Raw genomic sequence first — 15,444 nt, 5'->3', positions numbered from 1 at the left:
CTCCTTGTCGCTTGGCGTGTTGGCGGGTGGATTCTATTTCCTGGGCGGCCAGGGGATGAACGCGTTCGTGGTGCGCAGGTACTCATCGTGGCCTTCACGCTTTTGGGATGCATCCTTTCCTTCGACCGTCGGGATGCCCGAGATCTTGAGCAGCAGGACCGCCATCAGCACCGGCCCGATCCACGTCGCCCACCACCAGCCGGCGCCGATCGCCAGCACGACGTAGCTCACCCAGTGCAGGGATTCGAAGAAATAATTCGGGTGACGCGAGTAGTACCACAGGCCCTCGCGGCAGACCTTGCCCCGGTTTTCGGGCTTGCTCTTGAAGGCCTTGAGCTGGGCGTCGGCCGTGCCTTCGCCGACCACCGACACGAACCACACGACGACAGCCAGCGCGCCGGCGACAACCGACGGGCCAGCGTCCATGTAGGCGATGACGAGCAGGGGAATCGACAACACGGCCGCGATCACGGCCTGCAACAGGAAAAACCCGAGCATGTAAAGATCGGCCCGGGCGCCCCAGGATTCGCGTGCCGCGGTATAGCGCGAATCCTCCGGCTGCCCTTTCATGCGAGCCGCGAGATAACCGGCCAGCCGGAACGACCAGGTGATGGCGAGTACGGCCATGAGCAGGCGGGCGACGACCGGCGCGTCGCCGGCCAGTGCGTATTCCAGCGCGATCAGGCCGAGGGCGGCCGACCAGACTACGTCCACCAGGCCGGCGTTGCGGGTGAACAACTGAATGAGCCAGACGATGAAGAGCAGTGCGACGGCGGTCAGCAGACCGGTACCGAAGACGGCGAGGGCGGACATGGGCGTCCTTGTATCGGTGAGTGAACAAGCTTAACAGGTGGCTATACGGCCGGCGGCGGCCGGAGGATTCAATCCGGCGCCGCCCAGCGGTCCCAGCGCGGCGGGTCGCCGATGGTCTCCAGCACGTAGTCGACGAAGGCCCGGACCTTGGGCGGACAGAACCGAGGCTGCGCGTACAGCATGTGAATCGAGCGGGTTTCGGCGGCCACTTCCCATTGCCAGCCGGGCAGGACGGGCACCAGGGCACCGCTGCGTAATTCGGTCTCGATCAGCCAGCTGGGAAACAGGACCAGCCCCAGGCCGAGGCTGGCGGCGGCGCGCAGGCTGGTGGCATCGTCGCTGTAGAGCGGGCCGTCGACATCCAGGCGATTGAAGCGCGCCGTGCCAGTCTCGCGCCAGTACCAGCGCTGGCGGCCGTATTCGCCCTGATACAACAGGCAGTCGTGATCGAGCAGTTCGGCCGGTCGCCGGGGCGCGCCGCGGCGCTCGAGATAGCGCGGGGCGGCGGCCACCAGGTACTGCATCGGCGCGAGCGGCCGGGCAACCAGGCCGGCGTTGGACAGAGGGCCGACGCGGAAGGTGATATCGCTGGCGGCCTTGATTGGGTCGACGAACGTATCGGTCAGCCGCAGCTCGGCCTTGATCGTGGCATGGCGCTGGGTGAATCCGTGCACCAGCGGCACCACCTGGCGCTCGCCGAACGCCACCGGGGCGTTGATCGCCAGCACGCCGGCGGGTTCGTCGCCATGCTCGAACACGGTTTCGGTCGCCGCATCGAGCTGATCCAGCATCGGGCGGATCGTCTCGATATAGCGGGCGCCGGCCTCGGTGAGTTCGACCGCTCGCGTGTGACGATGGAACAGCGGCTGGCCGAGGCCGTACTCGAGCGCCGCGATCTGGCGTGAAACCGACGACACGGCACGGTGACTGCGACGGGCGGCCGCGGTAAAACCGCCGCTGTCGACCACCAACCGGAACGTACGTAGCGCATTCAGGTCGAGGTTGCGTTTCATGCAATAAATATTTGCGATGTTCGCGCTTGTTGCAAGCACTCAGTCGATCACAATAGCCGGTGTCATTTCCAGCACGGCGGCGTGCCCGCCGGGAACAACGTTTATGCGCAAGGGAAACGCACTCGTCGTCGGCGCCACCGGCATCACCGGCGGCAATCTCGCCCAGTATCTGGTGGCCAGCGGCTGGACCGTCTACGGTCTGTCGCGCCGTCCGTCCAAGACGCCGGGCGTGGTACCCGTATCGGCCGATCTGCTGGATGAAGCCGCCAGTGCCGAAGCATTGAAGGGGCTGCCCATCACGCACGTGTTCTATTGCACATGGACCCAGCGCGACTCGGAGGACGAGAACGTCAAGGCCAACGGCGCAATGATGAACAACCTGTTCGCCGCGCTCGATCCCGAGCGCCTGACGCATGTCTCGCTGGTCACGGGTACCAAGCAGTATCTCGGTTCCTTCGAAGCCTATGGCAGCGGGCAGGTCGAGACGCCGTTCCGCGAGTCGGCCGAGCGTGTACCGGGCCCGAACTTCTACTACACCCTCGAAGACATCATGCGTGACGTGGCCGAACGCTACGGCATCGCCTGGAACGTGCACCGGCCGCATACGGTGGTCGGCTATGCGCCCGGCAACATCATGAACATGGGCACGACGCTGGCCGTTTATGCCTCGATCTGCCGCGAGACCGGTCGCACCTTTACCTTCCCGGGCTCGACCGAACAGTGGCACTATCTCACCGACATGACCGATGCGCTGTTGCTGGCCCGCCAGATGGAATGGGCCGCACTCGCGCCGGGGGCGGCCAATCAGGCGTTCAATACCGTCAATGGCGATACCTTTCGCTGGCGCCGGATGTGGACCGAGATCGGCGAACACTTCGGCCTCGAAGTGGCGGACTGCCCGCAAACGCCGCAGCCGCTCGAACAGCAGATGGCCGGCATCGAGAGCACCTGGCGCGAAATCGCCGAGCGCTACGACCTGATCGAGCCGGACGTGACCCGGCTGGCCTCCTGGTGGCATACCGATGGCGATCTCGGCCGGACGCAGGAATGCGTCAACGACGTGAACAAGTGCCGGGACTTTGGTTTTTACGCGCACCGCGAGACGCGGGCGTCGTTCCTGGATCTGTTTGATCGGCTGGCGGCCGAGCGGATCATTCCGCCGATTGGCTGAAGCCGTTTGCGACGCTTGTGAATGACGAGCCGGGCCGGGTGAACCTGTCCGGCTTTTTGTATCGCGCGCTTCGCGGCCGACTGAGGTTGTTAATGCTGTGACGACATGGAAGGGGTTGGGCAGGCCGGATTTCTGTGGTGGGCCATTTCGGACTGCCTTCTCAGGGCGTCACTGGACTGGTGGTTCGTTTCGGCGACTGATTCCTGGCGTGTGGTTCGGAATAGATGTGTCGATTTAAGCGCCGAGGGTCGGGCTCGGTTTCGCACATCAGTGCGAAACCAGCGTCTGTGTTGCCCCGTGGTTCGAATGAACAGCGTGGCCCCGCAGCCGTATTACCGACAGAGCTCGCCGAGCGCACGAGCGAGCTTGTCGGGCATGGCGGTCGAGCGGCCACTGGCCCGGTCGACGAATACATGCACGAATTCGCCGTCGGCGCTGGCGGTCTCGGCGCCGGCGGCGAAAATCGCGAGTCCGTAGGTCACTGAGCGGTTGCCGAGCCGGTCGACACGCAACCCGACCTCGAGCGCCTCGGGGAAGGCGATCGGCGCGTGGTAGCGACAGTTCGACGACACCACGAAGCCGACTACGGGATCGGCGTGGATATCCAGGCCGCCGGCTTCGATCAGATAACGATTGGCGGCGGTATCGAAATACGAGTAATAGGTGACGTTGTTGACGTGGCCGTAGATGTCGTTGTCCATCCAGCGCGTGGGTATGTCGCAGAACCACGCATAGGCATCGCGCGCAGGGCGTTCGGGCATGCAGCATTCTCCTCGGACATGAAAAAGCCGGGCACCCGGCCCGGCTTTCGAATCATACGATGGTGATCGCCGCCGTTACGAGTTCACGACCTTCCATGTGCCATTCGGTTGGCGGCAGGCGGTGCCGGTAACCTTCTTCGGCTGGCCATTGATATTCGCGTCCATGGTGAAGTCGCGGCAGGGCTGGTTGCCCTGCTTATAGGTGCGGGTGGGCGTCACCGAGTAGCTTTGGTTGCTGTTCGGATCGTGCCAGCTCGTGGTCTTGCCGGTCTGATTCGATTCGAGGGCAGTGCCGAATTGCCGGCGATCCTTCTGGTCGAAGTGCTGGCCGACCTTGTTGCCGAGCGCCGCGCCGGCGAGCGTGCCAACCACTGTGGCGATGGTGGTCCCGGTGCCACTGCCGATCTGCGAGCCCAGGGCGCCGCCCGCCGCGCCGCCGAGCAGCGTGCCGGTATCGGAGTTTTTCCAGTTGGCGCAGCCGCCGATCATGGAGACGGCCAGAACAAGTGCGCTGAACAGGGTGATGGTCTTGTACATGCGATCCTCCCTGGCGGGCGTTCTGCAAAGAATTTCGATGGGCAGTTTAACGTAATCGTCGGGTGGTAGAAGGGCGATATCCGCGGTGAGCATTCAGCCCGCGTTATGGTCGGTTGCCGTTTCATGCCGCGCGCCGTGGGTCGGGCAACGGCAACAACTTTGCCCTTGTGGAATCATCGCTTGCGCTCCGGAGGGGCGCCCTTGGAACGGTGCTTCGTCGCGGCCGTGTGCCTGCGGCAACCGGCCCGATCTATCCGCGAGCTGCCGAGGGTGTGTCAACAAGCCGTTCACCGCGCGGCGCGGGATGTGTATTGTGCTCCTCCGGCGCGGCGGCATCGCAGGCAGGTTGTCGCGGAGCGGGCATGTTCACTGATCCATCGAGGCAATAACGCTATGCGCGCATGGTTGATCGACGACAAGGACGACTCGCGGAAGCTGGTCCTGGCGGATATAAAGTCACCCAAGCCCGGGCCAGACGAGGTGCTGGTCGATATCCGGGCCATCGGCATCAATCGTGCCGACATCATGCAGCGTCGGGGGGCCTATCCGCCGCCCGCGGGGTTCGATCCGCTTCGTCCGGGGCTGGAGTACGCGGGCGAGGTGGCCGCCGTGGGCAAGCGCGTGACCACGCGCAAGGTGGGTGATCCGGTCATGGGGCTGATTGGCGGTGGCGCTTACGCCGAACAGGTCGTGGTGCACGAGCGTGAAACCATGATGCCGCCCGCGCACTACGATCATGCCTCGGCGGCCGCGGTTCCCGAGGCGTTTCTCACGGCCTACCGCGGCTTGTTTCTCGAGGGTGGGCTGGCGCCCGGCCAGTGGGCGCTGGTGCGTGGGGCCACCTCCGGCGTCGGCGTGGCCGCGTTGCAGTTGATCGCGGCCCTGGGCAGTCGTTCGATCGCGACCAGTCGTGCTCAGGAACGGCTCGATGAGTTGGCCACGCGGTTCAAGTCGCTCGGGCTGGGCACGGCTTTCGACCTGGGCGCCGTCGACGGTGTCGATGGCGTGGCCGAACGGGTGCACAACCAGACCGGCGGGGCGCATGTGGTACTCGACTTCGTGGGCGCGGCGGTGCTCGAGGATAATCTGGCCGCGCTGCGTGACGAAGGGCGCCAGGTTCAGATCGGCATCATGGGCGGCGCCAAGACCGAGTTGAACATGGCCACGCTACTTATGCGTCGACTGTCGCTGGTGGCGATGACCATGCGCAGCCTGCCGCTGGAGCGCCGCATCGCGATGGCGCGTATGTTCGACGACCGGCTGCGGCCGCTGTTCGAGCTCGGTCGGTTGCGGCCGATGATCGACCAGACCTTCGATTTCGCACAGGCGAACGAAGCCCATGCGGCGATGGAGTCGGGCAGCCACCTGGGCAAGTTGTTGCTGGTGCGCAATCGCTGACGTCGCCGAGCCGCGGGGCCGGGCGTCGTGGGGCGTCCGGCTGCGGCCACTCAGAACACTTCCTCCCAGCGCCGCGACAAATGCAGCGCGGCGTTGGTGATGCCGGCCACGCTGTAGGTCTATGGATAGTTGCCCCACAGTTCGCCGGTCTGGGGATCCATACCCTCGGACAGCATGCCGGGATCGCTGCGATGTTCGAGCATGTTGTCGAACAGGCGCCGGGCCTCGTCCGTACGCCCGATGGCCGATTTGGACCGCGCCGCCAGTGGTCCGCAGGATGGCGGTATTGCGCAGATATTCGCGTTCTATCGCAACGCAATCGTCGATGTCGATCGCCGAGTAGCCGCGTTCCCGGTCGTCGAGCAACCGGCTGAACAATGGGCCGCCCTGGAAATCGGGGAAACAGCCCCAGACGATGCGAGCCCGCGCACCCACCGGAGCCGCGATCCGGCCGTTGTCGGTCAGGCCCAGATTCAGGTCGGCCGCGGGCTCGGGGTCTTCAGCGTGGTGGCGATCTGCTCGAGCCATTCCAGTACCTCGTCTACGCTGTCCAGCCGATACCGTGCCGCGCTCGAGCCGGGGCCGCCCACCCGTACCGATACGCCCCCGAGCGAATTCACGGCCACGAACGCCGCTTCGTCGGTGACATCGTCGCCGACATACACCGGGCAGCGCCCGGCGAAGGGCGGGTCGCTCATCAAGCGTTGCAGGGCGCGGCCCTTATCGCCGCGTGCCGGCTTGATCTCATACACGGCCTTGCCCGCCAGCAGGGACAATGCGCCGTCGGCCTCGGCCACGATTTCGCGCACGGCGCGTTCGGCCTCGCCGCGGGTCGTGTTGTCGGCCTTGTGATAGTGCAGGGCGAGCGTGGCCTGCTTGTCCTCGAAATACAGCGCAGGGTGCCCGGCGGCGAGCCGCTGTAGCCGGTCGCGCGCGGCGCGCAGATCTTCGACGTCGACCTGCGGGCCTTCATAGCCGGCGGCAGGCGTCCGCAGTTCGAGCCCGTGCAGGCCCGAAGCCGCCGGCGCGACGCGTTCGGTGAGCCGGTCGATCTCGGCGATCGGCCGGCCGGAAATCAATGCCAGGGCGCCGTCCAGCGCGTCGGCGGTGCGGCCGAGGATTTCCCCGAGGCGGTGCGAGGGTTGAACGGAGTCCGGGTGGCCCGCTGTATCAATCAGGGTGCCGTCAACATCCAGGAACAGGGCCCAGCTTTCGTCCGGGGCGGGCAGGTTTGTCATGGCGAGCCAAGATAGCGAGTCCAACGCAGTCAGCCAAGTCGGTGGTGATCGTCTGATTATGGTATCGAATCGGCTGCCCGTGTCGTTGGCAGGAGCCGGAGACAACGGCTGGCGGGCCCATCCGGCCGCCGACGGCCGGGTATCGGCGCTGGACCCCCGTGATGCGCCGGCGCTGCGCTATTAATCCGGCTTCGCGGCCAGTGGCCGCGGCGAGCATGCGATCGCATGCTCGCGGTATCAACCCGAAAAATCATCTATTTTCGTGCCGGGTCGATATCTGGGTAGCCATTCGAGCATGTCGAGACCGAGGCTGGAGAGCGCGGTATCGATATCCGGATCGGCGCCCCGGGCCTGGCGCGCCATCAACGATAGCTGCGTATCGGCACGGTGCCGATCAGTCAAGTGGCCGATATCGCGCTGGTCATCCCACTCAAGGACGGCATGAATCTGGTGGCCAAGGAATTCTGCGCGGCCAAGCGCGACGGCAACGGCGTGCTGATCCTCAGCGAGTTCGCCGGCGCGGCGGCCGAACTCGGCGAGCATGCGTTGCTGGTCAACCCGCATGACGTGGTTTCGACCGCCGAGTGTATCCACGCGGCCTGCCGCATGCGGGTCGCCGAACGGCGTCGGCGCATGCAGGCCATGCGCGAGATCATCCGGGGCCACAATGCCTTCGATTGGGTCGAGGCATTCCTGCGCGCCGCCGGTGCGGCCGCGTAGAACGCGATCCTACTGAGGCTGCGGCGTGGCGCCCTCGGCCTCCAGTGCGCGCCACATGTACCAGCAGGCCACTGAGCGATAGGGCCGCCAGATTTCACCGGCGGCTTCCAGCGCCTTCGGTTTGGGCAGATCGTCGAGCCCGTAGGTCAGGGCGTAGCCCTTGCGCACGCCCAGATCGTGGATCGGCATCACGTCGGGCCGGCCCAGATGAAACATCAACAGCATTTCGACCGTCCAGCGGCCGATGCCGCGGATCGCGGCATAGCGCTGGATCAGTTCGGCATCGTCGTATTCGTCGATGCGCGCCTCGTCCGGCAGTTCGCCGGCAAGCTGGGCCGCGGCCAGGGCGCGCAGGCCGGCAAGCTTGTTGGCCGACAGGCCGGCGCTGCGCAGCGTGGCGTCGTCGGTCGCCTGGATCGCGGCCGCGCCCGGCGCGTCGCCGTGGTTCAACGCCGCGAGCAGGCGGGCGTGGATGGTGCCGGCGGCCTTGCCGGAAAGCTGCTGGTACACGATGGCGCGCACCAGCGAATGAAACACGTCCGGCGCGGCGTTCGTGCTCGGCCGATACGGCCCGGCGCGCTGCATGAGCGCGCCGAGCACCGGATCCGCCGCCGCCAGATGCGCCACGGCGGCGTCCGCGTCGAAGGCCAGCCGCGTGTCGCGCGGCGCCGTGGGATGGGTGGCGCTAGACACCGAGCAGGGCCTTGTCGATGGGCGTATCGCCCGACAGCACTTCGAAGTGCTGGCCGATGGTGTTGGGCGAATCCAGCGTCATCAGCAACACGCGCGCCACATCGTCGCGCGGGATCTCGCCGTAGCGGCCGAGATCCTTGGCAATATCCACGTGGCCGGTACCGTCGTCCTCGGTGAGCTTGCCCGGGCGCACGATGGTGTATTCCAGGTCGGTCGAGCGCAGGTGATTGTCGGCCGCGCCCTTGGCCCGGAAGTAGTGCTGCATCTTCTCCGCGCCTTTCTCCGGGGTGTCGGCGTTCATCGACGACACCATCACGAATCGGCGTACGCCGGCCGATACGGCCTGGTCGATGATGGAGATGGCGCCGTTACGATCGACGTCCTCGGTCTTCTCCGGCGGGGTGTGGCCGCCGGAACCCGCAGTGAAAACCACAGCATCGCAGCCGGCCAGCGCCGCGCTGCAATCGCCCTCGAGATCGGCCACCACGACATCGGTGGCGCCGATGGCCTTCATTTCGTCCATCTGGCCGCTGTCTCGGATCATGGCGCGGGCGGTGTGTCCGCTGCCGTCGACGGCATGGATGAAGCGACGGCCGATCTTGCCGTGGGCGCCTACGACCAATACATGCATGATTGCTCCTTCAATGAGTCGACAAGCCGACGATCGTGCGGCGGCTTGAATCCGTGTCGATGTTCACAACCTTTGGCGTGTGACGCTTTTTTACAAGGGGGATCGCTACGGTCCTCCGAGGAAGACATCCATGATCGATCTGTATACCTGGACCACGCCCAATGGGCACAAGGTTCACATCATGCTCGAGGAGATCGGTGCGGCGTACACCGCGCATCCGATCAATATCGGCAAGGGCGACCAGTTCGCCGACGCGTTTCTCAAGATCAGCCCGAACAACAAGATCCCGGCGATCGTCGATCAGGATGGCCCGAACGGCAAGCCGTATGCGCTGTTCGAATCCGGTGCCATCCTGATGTATCTCGCCGACAAGGCTGACCGTCTGCTGCCGAAGGATCCGGTCAAGCGCTATGACGCGATCCAGTGGCTGATGTTCCAGATGGGCAGCATCGGGCCGATGCTGGGCCAGGCGCATCACTTCAACAGATACGCGCCCGAGAAGATCGAATACGCGGTCAAGCGTTACGAGAACGAGGCCAATCGGCTGTACGGCGTGATGGACCGGCGGCTGCGCGACACCAGGTTCCTGGCCGGCAACGACTACTCGATTGCCGATATCGCCACCTGGCCGTGGCTGCGACCCGCCGAAACCCAGGGCGTGAACATCGACGACTATCCGAACGTCCGGCGCTGGTTCGAGATGATCGGCGACCGCGAGAACGTGAAGAAAGGTCTGCAGGTGCTGGCCGATCACCACACGGATCTCAGCCAGGACAGCGAGGCCATGGAAAACATGTTCGGCAACAAGCAGTACGAAAAACGTTGATCGGCATATCCACGGAATCAGTCCGCAAATGAACGCGGATTGACGCAAATGAAATCAAATGGGTTTTGAGCGAGCGGGCGGATTGGGGGGTAAGATCAAACGCCGTCCTGTCGGCCGGCTGAGAATCGAAAGCCCGGCGACATGACGACGACGGCCCCGCCGCTCGAATCCGTCGTCCCTGATCTGCGTGAATCTGCGTGAATCTGCGTCGATCTGCGGACAATGCTTTTTGGCCCGATCTTCTGCCGTGAACGCGCACGCCCAAAAAAGACCGGCCTTTCAGGGCCGGTCTTTTCACGTCAGCGCGGCGAACCGATCAGAACATCTCGGATGGCCCGACGTCGGTATCGCCGGCATCGTCGCTGTAGCGATTGTTGATGAAGTCGCCGGTGATCATCTGCTTGTAGGTCTTGCCCGGGCCGACCATCGGGTAGACGCCGGCATCCGGATCGACCATGACTTCCAGGAACGCCGGGCCCTTGAAGTCGAGGAAGGCGGCGACGGTAGCCGGCAGCTCGGCCGGGTCGGTTACGCGGCGGGCGAACTCGAAGCCGTCGGCCTCGGCCGCCTTGATGAAGTTCTTCTTGTGCAAGGATTTATCCGAGGCGGACAGGCGGCCCTTGAAGAACAGCTTCTGCCACTGTTTCACCATGCCGTCGCCGACATTATTGAGCACCACGACCTTGATCGGCAGGTTGTAAGTGGTCGCGGTCTCCAGCTCGCCGATGTTCATGCGGATCGAGCTGTCGCCGTCGATATCGATCACCAGCTTGTCGCGGCGTGCACAGGCCGCGCCGATGGCCGCCGGCAGGCCGAAGCCCATGGTGCCCATCGAGCCGGAGGTCAGCCACAGGCGCGGCTCGCGGAAATCGAAATACTGCGCGGCCCACATCTGGTGCTGGCCGACGCCCGTCGCGATCACGGCCCGACCATCGGTGTGCCGGTTGATCTCTTCGATCACGGCATAGGGTTGGATCAGCGTGCTGTCGCGATCGTAGTTCATCGCATAGTCGTGCTTGAGCGCGGCGATATGCTGATGCCAGTCGGCCAGATCGTTGGCAAAGCCGTGCTCGCGGCCATAGGTCAGTACCCGGGCCAGGCTCGGTGCGAACAGGCCGACGTGATGCCAGTCGACCTGCTTGACCTTGTTGATTTCCGAGGCATCGGCATCGAAGTGCGCGATCGCCTTGGCTTCGGGCGCGAAATCATCCGGGCGCCCGGCCACGCGATCGTCGAAGCGCGCGCCCACCGCGATCAGGAAATCGCAGTCCTCGACTGCATAGTTGGCGAAGGCCGTGCCATGCATGCCCAGCATGTGCAGCGACAGGACATCGGTGGTATCGAAGGCGCCGATACCCATCAGCGTGGTGACCACGGGGATGCCATAGGCCTGGGCCAGGGCGCGCAACTCGTTGGCGGAGTCGGAGTTGATCACGCCGCCGCCGGCATAGATCAGCGGGCGCTTGGATTCACCCAGCAGGCGGAAGAACTCGGCGCATTTTTCGTCGGAGAGCTTGTTCGAACGCAGATCGCGCATGCGCTGGCGATAGCCCGGCACCGGCAGCACGCCGGATCCGGCGAAGCGGCAATCGGCGTTCTGTACGTCCTTGGGCACATCGATCACGACCGGGCCCGGGCGGCCGGAGCGCGCGATCTCGAACGCCGTGCGCACGGTGGCTTCCAGCTTGTCCGGGTCGGTGACCATGAACACATGCTTGGCAGCCGAGCTCATGATGTTGGTGACCGGCGCTTCCTGGAACGCATCGGTGCCGATGGCCGCGCGTGCGACCTGGCCGCAGATCAGCACCATGGGCACGGAATCGGCCATCGAGTCGCGCACCGGCGTGACCGCGTTGGTCGCGCCCGGGCCGGAAGTCACCAGCGCCACGCCGACCTTGCCCGAGGCGCGCGCGTAACCGGCGGCCATGAAGCCCGCGCCCTGTTCGTTGGCGGGTACAATCAAGGGCATCAGATCGTGATGCTCTTCGTTAAAGCGGAAGATGGCATCGTAGGTCGGCAGAATGGCGCCGCCGGAATAGCCGAATACCGTATCCACGCCCTCGTCGGCCAGCACCTGCACGAGCACCTCGGCGCCGGTCATGACGCGGCCGGTCAACGGATGGGGCGTGCGGGTTGCGGGGGCGGTGTGCAGTTCAGTCATGGCAGTTTTCCGAACGACGTGGAAAAACCCTGATTGTAACCGAAAGTACGGCTTTCCCCCTGCGGTTGCGCCAATCGATTTGCTTCACCCCGGGGATCGGCGTATTTTGCGCGCTTTGCCAATCAGTGCGTGCGAGGTGATCACGATGCGACATGTGATATCCGTCCTCATGGCCAACGAGGCTGGGGCTCTCGTACGCGTGGCCGGGCTGTTCTCGCAGCGCGGCTTCAATATCGAAACACTCAACGTCGGTCCCACCGAGGACCCGACCATGTCGCGCCTGACGCTGGTGACCTGGGGCACGGAAAACGTCGTCGAGCAGATCAACCGCCAGCTGCTCAAGCTGGTCGATGTGATCGACGTGCTGGACATGACCGGCGATGAGCATCTGGAATACGAGTTGGCATTGATCAAGATCCAGCGCGGCGCAGCCGCGACGCCGGTCGAGACCATGGCCGCCGGGTTCGATGTGCGCGTGATCAGCGAGGAGGAAGGCCTGACGTTGTTGCGCTTTCTGGGCAGTGGCGACGAACTCAATCGGTTCGTGGCGGTACTGGAGGACGCCGGCATGCTGGTCGAGCTGGCGCGCAGTGGGGCCGTGACCATGACGCCGGGCAGCGGCGGGCTGAGCTATCACACCGAAGACGAGCAAGCCGCGGCGTCCTGATACGCCGGGCGGCAACGATACCGCGAATTTGTAATGAAACGGCTGGCACCTCCCGCCAGCCGAGCCGACACCATCAGCAGGAGAAAAACCGTGAGCATGACCGTGTATTACGACAAGGATGGCGACCTGTCCCTGATTCAGGGCAAGAAGGTTGCGATCATCGGTTATGGTTCGCAGGGCCATGCCCACGCCAACAATCTCAAGGATTCGGGCGTGGACGTCGTGGTCGGCCTGCGCGAGGGTTCGTCCTCGGCCAAGAAGGCCACCGACGCCGGCCTGGCCGTGGCCAGCATCGAAGAGGCCACCGCCTCGGCCGATGTGGTGATGATCCTCACACCGGATGAACACCAGCTGTCTCTGTACAACGACCTCATCGAGCCGAACATCAAGCAGGGTGCGACCCTCGGTTTCGCGCACGGCTTCAATATTCATTACCAGCTGATCGAACCGCGTGCCGATCTCGACGTGATCATGATCGCGCCGAAAGGCCCGGGCCATCTGGTACGGACGACCTATGAGAACGGCGGGGGTGTGCCGAGCCTGATCGCGGTCTACCAGGATGCCTCCGGCCAGGCCAAGGACGTGGCACTGGCCTATTCCGTGGCCAACGGCGGCGGCCGTGCCGGCGTGATCGAGACCACCTTCCAGGCCGAGACCGAAACCGACCTGTTCGGCGAGCAGTCCGTGCTCTGCGGTGGTCTGGTATCGTTGATCCAGGCCGGTTTCGAAACGCTGACCGAGGCCGGCTACGAGCCGGAGATGGCGTATTTCGAGTGCCTGCACGAGGTCAAGCTGATCGTGGACCTGATCTACGAGGGGGGCATCGCGAACATGCGCTACTCGATCTCCAACACCGCCGAATACGGCGATATCTCGCGCGGCCCGCGTCTGATCACCGACGAAACCCGAGCCGAGATGCGCAAGATGCTCACCGAGATCCAGAACGGCAGCTTCGCGCGCGAGTTCATGGCCGAGCACCAGGCCGGCAGCCCCATGCTCAAGGCCGGCCGGCGCAACGCCGCCGCCTCGGAACTGGAGCAGGTGGGCGAGAAGCTGCGCGGCATGATGCCTTGGATCGCCAAGGACAAGATCGTCGACAAGACACGTAACTGATTACGTGTCCGCCCCGAACGCGAGTTCAAGCGAGCGATCGGTATGCAGCGCAAAACGCTGTTTCAGATAGTCCCGGAAGGCTGGGCTGCGCTGTTCGTGCTGGCGATCGTGTTTCTGATCGTCAATGCGGCCATCGGCGTGTGGGTGGCACTGCCGGTGCTGGTACTCATGGCGATTTGCGTGCTGTTTTTCCGGGATTCGCCGCGGCATGCGCCGGCGGAACCGCTGTCGGTGGTTGCGCCGGTGGATGGCACCGTCATTCACCGGCGTGAATGCTACGACCCCTATCTTGATCGCGAGGCGGTCAAGGTGGCCATTCGGGTGAATCCGTTCGGCGCCTATCTGCTGCGCTCGCCAGTGGAGGGCACGGTGCTGGAGCTGGCCGGGGAAACCGTCGAGCGGCTCGGCGGCGTGGCCTCGATGATCCGCACCGACGAGGGCGATGAACTGGTCATGGCGATCCGGCGCGGCAGCCTGCTGGGCGAACGCCCGTGCCGGAACAGCTATGGCGAGCGGGTGGGCCAGGGGCGCTGCTGCGGCAAGCGTCGGCTGGCACAGCGAGTGGAATTGTTCCTGCCCGTGAATTGCCGCATGGAAGTTGAGCTCGGCGATCATGTGCGTGCCGGGGCCTGCGTATTGGCGAAGCTCGTGCACAAGAAGAACGGCAGCTGTCGGGCCCGGCTGGACGGCGCCGCCTGATCGGTTTGCCCATTTCGGCCGAGCGAGACCGGCGGCCGATACGCTAGACTAGCGCCTATGTCTGAATCCCCCAGCGAACCTGGCAGCCGCCGCAAGCGCGGCATCTATCTGTTGCCGAACCTGTTCACGACCGGCACGCTGTTTGCCGGATTCTATTCCATCATCGCGGCCACGCAGGATCGGTTCGCGGTGGCGGGCATTGCCATATTCGTGGCCATGCTCACCGATATGCTGGATGGACGCGTGGCCCGGCTGACCAACGCCGAGTCCGATTTCGGCATTCAGTACGACAGCCTCGCCGATCTGGTGTCGTTCGGGCTCGCCTCCGGCCTGCTGGCCTACATGTACAGCCTCCACACGCTGGCCGCCTACAGCAATGTCGCCGGCAAGCTGGGCTGGCTGGCCGCGTTTTTCTATACCGCCGCGGCGGCCTTGCGCCTGGCGCGGTTCAATATCACCCGCGGCAGCGCGCTGGAGAAGAAAGTCTTTCTCGGCCTGCCGAGCCCGGCGGCGGCGGGGTTGTTGGTGGGGTTCGTCTGGGTCGGGGCCGACTTCGGCATCCCCGGCGGCGATCTGGTGATTCCGGTGTTCCTGTTCACCGTGGGCGCCGGGGGGCTGATGGTCTCGAACGTGCGCTACAACAGCTTCAAGGATTTCAATATCGGCGACCGCGTGCCGTTTCGCTACATTCTGTTCGTGGTGGTTGCGTTTGTACTGATCATGCTCGATCCGCCGCGCGTGCTGTTCCTGGGCTTTCTGGCGTACGCCTTGTCCGGACCGATCATGGCCCTGCGGCGTCGCCATCGACTGCGTTCCGGTCGCAGCGGATCCTCCTAGAGTTCAGTGTCCTGCCCTGGGTATTTGCCGTATTCAGAACGCCTGTGCGCGCCCAGCACAAGGCGCGCGACTGCGCCATAGCATGCCGTGCCTATGCTATGGCAAAGGGGCGCAACGCGGTGATGGGCGCGCACAGGCGTTCCCTTCGGGATATCGGGTGCGGGGC

General features: G+C 64.7%; 18 protein-coding genes. 9 read left to right on the top strand and 9 right to left on the bottom strand.

Translation table 11 applies throughout. The annotated features are described in order from the left end of the window. Positions 1-33 precede the first annotated feature (33 nt). Positions 34-813 carry a DUF1295 domain-containing protein gene (locus ACS8Y6_RS13055; RefSeq protein WP_440855718.1) on the bottom strand — a complete coding sequence of 260 codons (780 nt, stop codon included), beginning with the start codon at positions 811-813 and terminating at the stop codon, positions 34-36. Positions 814-881: 68 nt separating this feature from the next. Continuing rightward, positions 882-1,826: a LysR family transcriptional regulator gene (locus tag ACS8Y6_RS13050; protein WP_440849787.1), complete on the bottom strand. Its 945-nt coding sequence runs from the start codon at positions 1,824-1,826 to the stop codon at positions 882-884. Positions 1,827-1,929: 103 nt separating this feature from the next. Between ACS8Y6_RS13050 and ACS8Y6_RS13045 the strand changes: the two genes are divergently transcribed. Beyond that, positions 1,930-2,997, top strand: a complete 1,068-nt coding sequence (locus ACS8Y6_RS13045; protein WP_440849788.1) for an SDR family oxidoreductase — start codon at positions 1,930-1,932, stop codon at positions 2,995-2,997. Between the two features lie 332 nt (positions 2,998-3,329). On the opposite strand, the gene ACS8Y6_RS13040 is transcribed toward ACS8Y6_RS13045, so the two are convergent. Further along, positions 3,330-3,758: an acyl-CoA thioesterase gene (locus tag ACS8Y6_RS13040; protein WP_440849789.1), complete on the bottom strand. Its 429-nt coding sequence runs from the start codon at positions 3,756-3,758 to the stop codon at positions 3,330-3,332. 75 nt (positions 3,759-3,833) lie between these two features. Next, a complete protein-coding gene (locus ACS8Y6_RS13035) occupies positions 3,834-4,295 on the bottom strand; it encodes an RT0821/Lpp0805 family surface protein (protein ID WP_440849790.1) in 462 nt (153 codons plus the stop codon). Between the two features lie 393 nt (positions 4,296-4,688). On the opposite strand from ACS8Y6_RS13035, the gene ACS8Y6_RS13030 reads away from it, so the two are divergent. Continuing rightward, positions 4,689-5,693 (top strand): NAD(P)H-quinone oxidoreductase, encoded by a 1,005-nt coding sequence (locus ACS8Y6_RS13030; protein WP_440849791.1) that lies wholly within the window; start codon positions 4,689-4,691, stop codon positions 5,691-5,693. A 473-nt stretch (positions 5,694-6,166) separates the two neighbouring features. Here the strand turns inward: ACS8Y6_RS13030 and otsB are convergent, their stop codons facing one another. Continuing rightward, positions 6,167-6,931: a trehalose-phosphatase gene (otsB, locus tag ACS8Y6_RS13025; RefSeq protein ID WP_440855717.1), complete on the bottom strand. Its 765-nt coding sequence runs from the start codon at positions 6,929-6,931 to the stop codon at positions 6,167-6,169. Here otsB and ACS8Y6_RS13020 point away from each other — a divergent pair. Beyond that, the gene (locus tag ACS8Y6_RS13020) at positions 6,930-7,115 is read left to right on the top strand and encodes a hypothetical protein (protein WP_440849793.1); all 186 of its coding nucleotides are present in this window, start codon (positions 6,930-6,932) and stop codon (positions 7,113-7,115) included. The genes otsB and ACS8Y6_RS13020 overlap by 2 nt on opposite strands. A gap of 53 nt (positions 7,116-7,168) precedes the next feature. Here ACS8Y6_RS13020 and ACS8Y6_RS13015 read toward each other — a convergent pair whose 3' ends face one another. Then, positions 7,169-7,333 carry a hypothetical protein gene (locus ACS8Y6_RS13015; protein WP_440849794.1) on the bottom strand — a complete coding sequence of 55 codons (165 nt, stop codon included), beginning with the start codon at positions 7,331-7,333 and terminating at the stop codon, positions 7,169-7,171. On the opposite strand from ACS8Y6_RS13015, the gene ACS8Y6_RS13010 reads away from it, so the two are divergent. Then, positions 7,334-7,651 (top strand): trehalose-6-phosphate synthase, encoded by a 318-nt coding sequence (locus ACS8Y6_RS13010; RefSeq protein WP_440849795.1) that lies wholly within the window; start codon positions 7,334-7,336, stop codon positions 7,649-7,651. A gap of 9 nt (positions 7,652-7,660) precedes the next feature. Here the strand turns inward: ACS8Y6_RS13010 and ACS8Y6_RS13005 are convergent, their stop codons facing one another. After that, positions 7,661-8,344 carry a DNA-3-methyladenine glycosylase family protein gene (locus ACS8Y6_RS13005; protein ID WP_440849796.1) on the bottom strand — a complete coding sequence of 228 codons (684 nt, stop codon included), beginning with the start codon at positions 8,342-8,344 and terminating at the stop codon, positions 7,661-7,663. Then, a complete protein-coding gene (locus ACS8Y6_RS13000) occupies positions 8,337-8,975 on the bottom strand; it encodes an SDR family oxidoreductase (protein WP_440855716.1) in 639 nt (212 codons plus the stop codon). Before ACS8Y6_RS13000 ends, ACS8Y6_RS13005 begins: the two co-directional genes overlap by 8 nt. Before the next feature lie 130 nt (positions 8,976-9,105). Here ACS8Y6_RS13000 and ACS8Y6_RS12995 point away from each other — a divergent pair, with 130 nt between their 5' ends. Next, positions 9,106-9,801 carry a glutathione binding-like protein gene (locus ACS8Y6_RS12995; RefSeq protein WP_440849798.1) on the top strand — a complete coding sequence of 232 codons (696 nt, stop codon included), beginning with the start codon at positions 9,106-9,108 and terminating at the stop codon, positions 9,799-9,801. Positions 9,802-10,117: 316 nt separating this feature from the next. Here ACS8Y6_RS12995 and ilvB read toward each other — a convergent pair whose 3' ends face one another. Next, complete coding sequence (gene ilvB / locus ACS8Y6_RS12990; protein ID WP_440849799.1) at positions 10,118-11,962, bottom strand: biosynthetic-type acetolactate synthase large subunit; 1,845 nt, start codon at positions 11,960-11,962, stop codon at positions 10,118-10,120. Between the two features lie 145 nt (positions 11,963-12,107). On the opposite strand from ilvB, the gene ilvN reads away from it, so the two are divergent. The 4 genes from ilvN (at position 12,108) to ACS8Y6_RS12970 (ending at position 15,278) form a co-directional block, all read left to right on the top strand. Then, complete coding sequence (gene ilvN, locus ACS8Y6_RS12985) at positions 12,108-12,629, top strand: acetolactate synthase small subunit (protein WP_440855715.1); 522 nt, start codon at positions 12,108-12,110, stop codon at positions 12,627-12,629. A gap of 96 nt (positions 12,630-12,725) precedes the next feature. Continuing rightward, entirely contained in the window at positions 12,726-13,742 is a 1,017-nt protein-coding gene (gene ilvC / locus ACS8Y6_RS12980) for a ketol-acid reductoisomerase (protein ID WP_440849806.1), read from the top strand. A gap of 42 nt (positions 13,743-13,784) precedes the next feature. Beyond that, on the top strand, positions 13,785-14,441 hold the full coding sequence (locus ACS8Y6_RS12975; RefSeq protein ID WP_440849801.1) for a hypothetical protein: 657 nt from the start codon (positions 13,785-13,787) through the stop codon (positions 14,439-14,441). A 57-nt stretch (positions 14,442-14,498) separates the two neighbouring features. Then, entirely contained in the window at positions 14,499-15,278 is a 780-nt protein-coding gene (locus ACS8Y6_RS12970) for a CDP-alcohol phosphatidyltransferase family protein (protein WP_440849802.1), read from the top strand. Positions 15,279-15,444: the final 166 nt, after the last annotated feature.

It is taken from the genome of Salinisphaera sp. RV14, assembly GCF_052044135.1.
GTDB lineage: Bacteria > Pseudomonadota > Gammaproteobacteria > Nevskiales > Salinisphaeraceae > Salinisphaera.
The sequence above is the reverse complement of the archived record's forward strand: the minus strand, read 5'-3'. Positions and strand labels throughout refer to the sequence as shown.